Origin of the sequence: Rheinheimera pacifica (assembly GCF_900108485.1) — a bacterium.
In the GTDB taxonomy this organism is placed as follows: domain Bacteria; phylum Pseudomonadota; class Gammaproteobacteria; order Enterobacterales; family Alteromonadaceae; genus Alishewanella; species Alishewanella pacifica.
Genome location: NZ_FNXF01000025.1, coordinates 23,930 through 32,220, shown reverse-complemented (window position 1 = coordinate 32,220; position 8,291 = coordinate 23,930). Strand labels below are relative to the sequence as shown.

At 49.3% G+C, this 8,291-nt stretch carries 9 protein-coding genes; 8 read left to right on the top strand and 1 reads right to left on the bottom strand.

The genetic code is table 11. The annotated features are described in order from the left end of the window. Nucleotides 1–22 precede the first annotated feature (22 nt). Complete coding sequence (locus tag BLW68_RS19850; protein WP_342741270.1) at nucleotides 23–397, bottom strand: DUF6794 domain-containing protein; 375 nt, start codon at nucleotides 395–397, stop codon at nucleotides 23–25. 541 nt (nucleotides 398–938) lie between these two features. On the opposite strand from BLW68_RS19850, the gene cysM reads away from it, so the two are divergent. From cysM to BLW68_RS19815, 8 genes are all read left to right on the top strand, one after another. Then, nucleotides 939–1,823, top strand: a complete 885-nt coding sequence (gene cysM / locus BLW68_RS19845; RefSeq protein ID WP_092796964.1) for a cysteine synthase CysM — start codon at nucleotides 939–941, stop codon at nucleotides 1,821–1,823. Nucleotides 1,824–1,886: 63 nt separating this feature from the next. Further along, nucleotides 1,887–2,384, top strand: a complete 498-nt coding sequence (locus tag BLW68_RS19840; protein WP_092796956.1) for a DUF4442 domain-containing protein — start codon at nucleotides 1,887–1,889, stop codon at nucleotides 2,382–2,384. A 78-nt stretch (nucleotides 2,385–2,462) separates the two neighbouring features. After that, entirely contained in the window at nucleotides 2,463–3,350 is an 888-nt protein-coding gene (locus BLW68_RS19835) for a DMT family transporter (RefSeq protein ID WP_092796962.1), read from the top strand. A 66-nt stretch (nucleotides 3,351–3,416) separates the two neighbouring features. Next, nucleotides 3,417–4,004: an aspartyl/asparaginyl beta-hydroxylase domain-containing protein gene (locus BLW68_RS19830; protein ID WP_092796954.1), complete on the top strand. Its 588-nt coding sequence runs from the start codon at nucleotides 3,417–3,419 to the stop codon at nucleotides 4,002–4,004. After that, nucleotides 3,982–5,961 carry a phytanoyl-CoA dioxygenase family protein gene (locus tag BLW68_RS19825; protein ID WP_092796952.1) on the top strand — a complete coding sequence of 660 codons (1,980 nt, stop codon included), beginning with the start codon at nucleotides 3,982–3,984 and terminating at the stop codon, nucleotides 5,959–5,961. Before BLW68_RS19830 ends, BLW68_RS19825 begins: the two co-directional genes overlap by 23 nt. Further along, nucleotides 5,958–7,085, top strand: a complete 1,128-nt coding sequence (locus BLW68_RS21190; protein ID WP_177172305.1) for a hypothetical protein — start codon at nucleotides 5,958–5,960, stop codon at nucleotides 7,083–7,085. The genes BLW68_RS19825 and BLW68_RS21190 overlap by 4 nt, the downstream gene beginning before the upstream one ends. Next, nucleotides 7,057–7,563 carry a GNAT family N-acetyltransferase gene (locus tag BLW68_RS19820; protein WP_177172304.1) on the top strand — a complete coding sequence of 169 codons (507 nt, stop codon included), beginning with the start codon at nucleotides 7,057–7,059 and terminating at the stop codon, nucleotides 7,561–7,563. Before BLW68_RS21190 ends, BLW68_RS19820 begins: the two co-directional genes overlap by 29 nt. Nucleotides 7,564–7,699: 136 nt before the next feature. Beyond that, complete coding sequence (locus BLW68_RS19815; protein ID WP_092796948.1) at nucleotides 7,700–8,287, top strand: phage tail protein; 588 nt, start codon at nucleotides 7,700–7,702, stop codon at nucleotides 8,285–8,287. The last annotated feature ends 4 nt before the right edge of the window (nucleotides 8,288–8,291 follow it).

Here is an 8,291-nt window from a genome sequence, read left to right as displayed (position 1 = left end):
AGGCCCCGAATGCCGCACTTTGTTAGGGCTGCTCTGTATTTGGTTTGTAGCGAGTATCATTACCATTAAGTTTATTCCATACACCGTAGATTATTTCCATTGAAGCATCATCTGGATGACACTCATCTGGACCACAGATTGACACTGTTAGCTCTTTATTGCGTCCCCAAAGACCAAATGAGTTTCTAATACCGGTGCCCCAACCATGATGGTATTGGATAAGGTTATTAAACGGAGTATTTTTAACCGTCGACTTATCATCCTCTTTCAAATTAGAAACGATTCTGTCAACGGCCTGCTCTAAAGTCTGAGGTAGCTTTTCCTCAGACTTGTCCTCCGCATTCCCAAATGCTTGCATTGATATCGATAGAAAAACAGCCAAAACCAACATGCTCACTTTATTCAATTTTAAACTCCGTGTTGGATGGTTGCCCTAACAATATTATTGGAAGGCAAAACCCCTGCTTTCATCGCGGGATTCTCCCTTCTATCTTGTTTTTACTTCCTGCTAAACTAGCTAACATTTGTCGTTAAATCAACAACATCTTGCACCCTGCTTAATAAGCATCTGTGTGAAAGCGGGGGTTAAGCTTGCGATTTACTTGTTAACAAAAATAGCGCTGTTCTACAGTAGGTTATACAGTACTTAGGCGAGATGTGGAGGCTAGGCAATGACAGGGTTTTGAGAAAAACAGTAGCTTTCGCCGCCTTGCGGTGTTGAAGCTTACAGGCCTTAAAGCGAATAGCGGTGATTTAGGAAAATTTAACCTTCGCCTTGCAACCCTGCGCGATACTGTCAAATGCCCTAGCCATAATGTTTCTCCAATACTGTATCAACAAGAATACTAACTAGCTGCGATGTGCTTAAGCATTAACAGCCAGGCCGCTTTGCGCTACACTGGCGGCTGTTTTTCGCTTATTAATGCATGGTGCTGGTTATGCCTTTTTCTACTATTGAACACTCTGTTGGTAACACCCGGCTGGTAAAGTTGCAGCGTATGGCAGCACATACCAACAGCACAGTATTGCTTAAGCTGGAAGGTGATAACCCGGCAGGTTCGGTAAAAGACCGCCCGGCGCTGAATATGATAGTGCAGGCCGAACTGCGCGGCACTATTAAGCCGGGCGATCGTATTATTGAAGCCACCAGCGGTAATACCGGTATTGCTTTGGCGATGGCGGCGGCGATTAAAGGCTACGGCATGACACTGATTATGCCGGATAACGCTACCGAAGAGCGTAAAAGCTCGATGCGTGCTTACGGCGCTGAGTTGATACTGGTCACTAAAGAGCAAGGCATGGAAGGCGCGCGCGATTTAGCATTGCAAATGCAGGCAGAAGGTAAAGGCATAGTGCTGGACCAGTTTAATAACCCGGATAACCCCGCAGCGCATTATGCCAGCACCGGGCCGGAGATTTGGCAGCAAAGCCAGCAACAAGTCACCCACTTCGTGTCCAGCATGGGCACTACCGGCACCATTATGGGTGTGTCGCGTTATTTAAAACAACAAAACCCGGCGATCCAAATTATTGGCCTGCAACCGGCCGAGGGCGCTAATATTCCCGGCATTCGCCGTTGGCCAGAGGCTTATTTACCAGGTTTCTTTGATAAAAGCCGTGTTGATCAGGTTATTGATATCGGCCAGCAGGATGCGTTAACTGCCATGCGCCGTTTAGCCCGCGAAGAAGGCATCTTTGCCGGTGTCAGCTCTGGCGGTGCGGTACATGCCGCAATAAAGCTGGCCGAGCAGCACAATAACGCCGTTATTGTTGCCATTATCTGTGATCGTGGCGATCGCTATTTGTCCTCCGGCATTTACTGACCACCTTGCAATTTAGTGATGTGCTTGGCATAGTGCGCAAAAGCCACAACAGGTCAGACCACAATGAGCCAGATAAAACCAAACAAACTGCAGCGCATCGTTACCAAGTGCTATCAGCTACCTGAGTTTCTGCAAACCTTTGCTTTAAGTACAGCATTTGGCCGGGTGATTAAATTTGCCGGCACTGCTGGGGTAGAAGTGTTAGAACTAAAAGGCGCCCGCTCGGTGCTGCGGCTGAAAAACCGCAAAAAAGCGCAAAACCATATCGGCTCGGTGCATGCAGCAGCTACCGGTTTGCTGGCTGAATCGGCCACCGGCTTTTTGGTTGGCATCCACCTGCCAGACAGCAAGCTGCCTCTGTTAAAGCAGATGCAGATTGACTATATCAAACGCTCCAGTGGTGATTTAACTGCCATCGCTACGCTGACCAATGAGCAGATCGCCGCCATGCACAACGACGATAAAGGCGAAGTAACCGTTGCAGTCACCATTACCGACAGCGCAGGTATCGAGCCGGTTAACGCCAACATGACCTGGGCCTGGATACCGAAAAAGCGCTAAGTTATAGCAGAATAATCTCTGAACCGGTTTCTGCCTGCTTTATAATGCCGCCACCTTAACTTGCGGTATCACCTTGCCTTGTCATACGAATACTTCGCCTTATTAGCCGCGGCCTGCTGGGCTGTTGGCAGCCTGATGTCGGCTACCGCGTCGACCCATTTGGGCGCTTTTGCTTTTACCCGCTGGCGTATGCTGTGCGCCGCCATCATGTTGTGGTTAATTGCCCTGACAACAGGGAGCTGGGCAACACTAGCGGCCAGTAGCTTTGGCCTGCTGGCCCTGTCTGGCGTGATTGGTATTTTTATTGGCGACACCGCCCTGTTTGCCGCCATGAACCGCCTCGGTCCGCGCCGCGCCGGAGTGCTGTTTGCTACGCATGCGCTGTTTTCGGTGGTGCTGGCGTATTTCTTTCTCGGTGAAACCTTATGGGGCTGGACACTTATCGGCAGCAGCTTGCTGATAAGCGGTGTGATGAGCGCCATTTTCTTTGGCAAACGTAAAACCGAACTGCATGCCTGGGAGGCAAACCAAAGCCAGTTAACCTCCGGCGTGGCGCTGGGGCTATTGGCGGCCCTGTGTCAGGCAGTGGCTACCTTAATGTTAAAACCGCTGATGGAAACTGATATTGACGCCGTAGCCGCCTCAGCAGTGCGTATGACAACCGCTTTTGTGCTACATCAAATTATTTTTATGCTGGGTTTTAAAGTAGCCCGCGCTTATTTACCCATGAACAAAAAAGTATTCCTGCTGGTGCTGGCCAATGCCGGTATTTCCATGGTGCTGGGTATGACATTAATACTGCAGGCTTTAAAACATGGCGATGCCGGTTTAGTGGCCATACTGTCTTCGGTAAGCCCGGTACTGGTGTTACCGCTATTATGGCTGATATATAAACGCAGCCCGGCAACCGGTGCCTGGCTGGGGGCAGTACTTACTGTACTGGGTACAGTGCTGATACTGCGTTAACGCAGTTGTAATTCGTTTTGTCTCTGCTAGGCTGAGCTTTAACAGAATAAAAACAAAGCGTTAATTATGACAAGACTGAGTTTTGCCTTGCTGCAGCGTGTTACCGGTTATCAGCAAATGCAGCACGAATTAAGCACTCTGCTGCAAGGTGAATGGTATGCCCACGTAAACCAGCGTGACTATGCCGGCAAGTGGGACGTCATGCCACTGCGCTGTGCTGCTGAATATCTGCCCCAACACCCGGTGTTGCAAAGCTTTGCTGTACATTCCGGTTCCGACTGGCGCAATTTACCGCAACTGGCACAAAGCCCGGCGCTGGCTGAATTTATTAACTCTTTCCCTCACCCGCTTAAATCTGTCAGGCTAATGCGCTTGCACCCAGGCGCTGAAATTAAACCGCACCGTGATGCCGGTTTAAGCCTAGAAGCTGGCGAGGCACGGCTGCATTTGTGCCTGCAAACCAACCCCGGCATGGAATTTCGGGTTAACCAGCAATTGGTACCAATGCAGGAAGGTGAATTGTGGTATATCAACGCTGATCAGACTCACAGCGTGTACAACAAAGGCAATAGCAGCCGGATAAACCTGGTACTGGATTGCCAGGCCACCACAACATTGAAGGAACAATTGTATGCTGCCGGTGAGCCCGCATAACACTTTACATACAGCAGAACTGGTTAGCTTTGCCAAGGCCATATTGCAGGCAGATAGCGCTGGTGTTGCTAAACAACTACTAGACCCTGTACTTCACGGCCTGTGTCAACTGACAGAACTTGAACTGCATCCGGCTATATTCCGTGATACCGAAGCCACTGACACGGCTAATGGCAAAGCGGTGTCACCCATTACGGCTGCCCAGTGCGCAGAAGACCCGGAGCGCAGCCGGGTGTTTATGCAAGGGTTGTATCAGGCAATCACAGATAGAGTCAGCCGTTACAATACAGCTGAAAACAGCCGCCCGGTGCAGTTACTGTACGCCGGCACTGGCCCTTTTGGTTGGCTGCTACTGCCACTGCTGCCGCTTTTTAGTCCGGCGCAGCTGCAGGTAACCTTACTGGATATTCATCCGCAATCAATGCACAGGTTAACTATGCTACTGCAGCATTTTAACGTTGCAGACCGTATTGCCATGCAGGTCGTTGCAGATGCCACCCAGTGGCAGCCTTTGCCAGAGCAACGCTTTGATTTAATCCTTTCAGAAACCATGAAGCACATGTTACAGCAGGAGCCCCAGGTTGCTATTTTCAGCCATTTACAACAGTTTCTTGCCCCGGACGGCGACCTTATCCCGCAGCAAATTATCCTCAGTGCCGCCTTGCGCTGGGCGCAACAACAACACAGGCTGGGCGAAATTTTCAGCCTGAACCGCCGCAGCGCAACCCGGCTTGCCGCCGGTGATACACAGTTACTGCAAGCTCAGTTTACCTTGCCGGATTTTGAAGCCGGGCCGGTTGATCTGGCGCTGGACACCGAAATTGTGATTTACAGCGAACACCGCCTGCAACAAAACCAGTGCCAGCTAACCCTGACACAATATAAAAAGGCGCTGTATCCAGAACCCGGTTCTGTGCTGTATTGCAACTATGTGCAAGGCACCTACCCAGACTGGCATATTAATATTACCCGGCTACAGCAAACATTAGCTCCCAGCGATGATTTACGTGCCGGAGGCATTTTTCATTTATACCGTTTATGGCAAAAAAACCAACAAAGCGGCTCACACCAGCGGCAGGAAAATACCCATGAACAAGAATGGAGCCTGGATAAAGCAGTACTGGATCTTTGCGGTATAGGCCTGGAGCCAGGCATGCAGCAACTGCATCGACACCAACGTCTGAGTGAATTACTCAACTGGATAAACACCTGGCAACTTAGCGAAGATGATAAGCAACACATAAACCAACGGCTGCAACAGCTGTTGCGTCAGCAACATGACACGGAATTACCACAGGTGTTATCGGCGGAACAACTGGCATTCTGGCAACAGCAAGGGTATTTAGTGATCCCGAATGTATTGTCTGCCGAGCAATGCGCACAAAGCCGTGACGTGATCTGGCAATATCTGGAAGCTGACCCGGAAAAGCCTGACACCTGGTACAACTTTAGTGAAAAAGCACAAAAAATTATGCTGCAGATATACCGTCATCCAGTGCTGGATAACAATCGCCAAACCCCGCTATTGCGCCAGATTTTTGAACAGTTATGGCAACGCACCGATTTAGCCATGAGCACTGATCGTGTTAGTTTTAACCCCCCGCAAACACCACTATGGCAATTTCCTGGCCCCGATATGCACTGGGATGTCATGCTAAAAAGCCCGGTACCCTTTGGTACCCAGGGGTTAATTTATCTGACGGATACCACAGAACAACAAGGAGCATTTTGCTGTGTGCCGGGGTTCCACTTGCAAATAGATAACTGGATCAACGCTCAAAACAAAACAGAGTTCGAAATGCAGCAACAAGACTGGTCGGCCTGGCCAGTAAAAGCCATCGCAGCGAAAGCAGGAGATTTAATAATCTGGCATCAGGCATTGCCACATGGCGCCAGTGTAAACCGGGCGGCTAAGCCAAGAATGGTGCAATACGTTAATACCTATCCGCTACAATGAACGACCTGACACAACGCTATATAAAGTTGTTACACAACCGCCAACAGTTGCAACAATTGGCGGCACAACATAGCATGGCCCACTTTTGCGATCTGCTGGCGCGCTATCTTGACTGGCCGGATCTGACAGAACAACAAATACTTACCTTTCTGCGTCAGCAAAATGCCCGGGCAGTAGTACCGGCAAGCACAGAATTTAACCGCTGCTGGTTTCCTTATGCTTATCAGTCAAACCAACAAAGCGTGCGCTGGCTGCTGGCCAACGAAAAACCACAACAGCCTTTTCTGGCCGATTATATCGCCGCAAACCGCCCGAGCCTGCTGGCGACATTGATTCAGCCTTACAGCCTGCTAGCGGATTTACTGGCTGTTGCAACCCCTGCCAAAGTGGCACCTGCCTTGTTGATATTTCACTGGTCCAGAACCGGCTCAACTTTGCTGGCATCCAGTATGATGTCTGTTGCCGGCTGTCTGGTGTTGTCAGAGTCTATGTTAATCAGCGATGTGTTAACCGATCCGGTCTGGCAAGACAGAACCAAAGAGCTACTGCAATTGCTGGTGCATCTGCAAAGCGGCCCCTGGCCGGAATGTTCCAGCATCATTATTAAAACCAATGCCTGGGATTTACAACAATGGCGCCTGTGGCAAACGGCATTTCCCGATGCAAAAAACCTGTGCCTGATAAGACAACCGGCCGCTATATTACGCTCACACCAGCGTGAAGCAGGCCGCCATATGGTGAAACAACGCGTTACAGTCTGGCTTGATGACAATTGCCAGGCCGAAGATCTTATTACCTATCAACAGCAAAAATTGACGCAGTTAATGCAATTTACTGCACAACTTGTTAAAACCGGCAACAGCACTTTGATTGATTATCAGCAGTTGATCCAACTTAGCAATACGCAGTGGCAACAGCTTACCGGTTTAGCCCTGAGCGACAGCGAAATAATGACCTGGCAGCAGCACCTGAAATTGGATGCTAAAAACAGCGGCCAGTTCTACCGGCCTGCTGAACCGGCAGCATCTGACTGCAGCCCTGAACTGGCGCAGCAATATCATTTACTACATTTACAATGCCACGACTGGAACGCAGATGAACTTAACCACCTACCTGCCGTTTAATCTGACACTGCGCCTTGCAACAGCAGATGACAGGCCGTTTTTATTGCAGCTATTTGCCAGCAGCAGGCCGGTTTTCAGCCAGATGGGCTTACCAGAGGCTTTAGCAACACATTTGGCAGAGCAGCAATTTCAGCTGCAGCAGGCATCTTACCGGCAACAAGCCCCCGGAGCAGAAGTATTTATTGTGTTACTGCATAATACACCCGCCGGGCAATTAACTGTCAATCACAGTAGCCACGACATACGCCTGATGGATTTGTCTATACTGCAACAGCATCAGGGCAAGGGTTATGGCACTGCACTGATTAAGGCGTTACAGGCATTGGCAAGCAAACAGCAGTTGCCACTAAAACTGTCGGTTGATCACGCTAATCAGCGCGCCCTCGCGTTGTACCTTAAACTGGGTTTTGGCATTACGCAGCAACAAGACTTTCATTACAGCATGTGTTGGCAATTTAGCCATTCACAAAGCAGGTAAAACTGTTAAAAAAAATCTGCTAACAAACGCAAATTGTTGCTTTATTGCTCACACTCAACTACCGTTAAGCCTGTATTCAGCTAGCGCAAAAACCCCTCATAACTTAAACTATTAACTTCTAAATAAGGAACACAATATGGCTGATCCATTTATCGGCGAAATACGCATGTTTGCAGGTACTTTTGCCCCACAAGACTGGGCATTTTGCCAAGGGCAACTGCTACCAATTCAAAACTATCAGGCTTTGTTCACAATATTAGGCACAACTTATGGTGGTAACGGTACGACAACCTTCGGTTTACCCAATCTGCAAAGCCGCAGCCCGGTAGGTACCGGTACCGGCCCCGGATTAAGCAATGTCGCACTTGGTCAGGTTGCTGGCACAGAACAGGTAACGCTAAACCAAGCACAACTTCCAAGTTTTAATGTATCACTGGCCGGTACCGCAGCTATCGCTATACCAGCAAATACCAGTAACGGCACATCTAAAACACCAGCAAGTAACAGCGTATTATCCACTGCTGTCGATACCGCAGCAGGGGCTGAAGTTGACATTTATGCACCGCTGAATTCAGGTAGTTCCACCACCCTAGCGCCATTTAATGCAAACATAACGGCGCAGGGCGCATACACTGGCGCAAATCAACCTGTGCCGACTCGTAACCCTTACCTTGGAATGAACTTTATTATTGCGCTAACGGGGATTTATCCACCACGTAATTAAGTTT

Excerpts from the sequence above, each read along its gene's own strand:
- cysM (WP_092796964.1), top strand. The coding sequence starts at position 939 with ATGCCTTTTTCTACTATTGAACACTCTGTTGGTAACACCCGGCTGGTA.
- BLW68_RS19830 (WP_092796954.1), top strand. The coding sequence starts at position 3,417 with ATGACAAGACTGAGTTTTGCCTTGCTGCAGCGTGTTACCGGTTATCAG.
- BLW68_RS19820 (WP_177172304.1), top strand. The coding sequence starts at position 7,057 with ATGAACTTAACCACCTACCTGCCGTTTAATCTGACACTGCGCCTTGCA.
- BLW68_RS21190 (WP_177172305.1), top strand. The coding sequence starts at position 5,958 with ATGAACGACCTGACACAACGCTATATAAAGTTGTTACACAACCGCCAA.
- BLW68_RS19840 (WP_092796956.1), top strand. The coding sequence starts at position 1,887 with ATGAGCCAGATAAAACCAAACAAACTGCAGCGCATCGTTACCAAGTGC.
- BLW68_RS19825 (WP_092796952.1), top strand. The coding sequence starts at position 3,982 with ATGCTGCCGGTGAGCCCGCATAACACTTTACATACAGCAGAACTGGTT.
- BLW68_RS19815 (WP_092796948.1), top strand. The coding sequence starts at position 7,700 with ATGGCTGATCCATTTATCGGCGAAATACGCATGTTTGCAGGTACTTTT.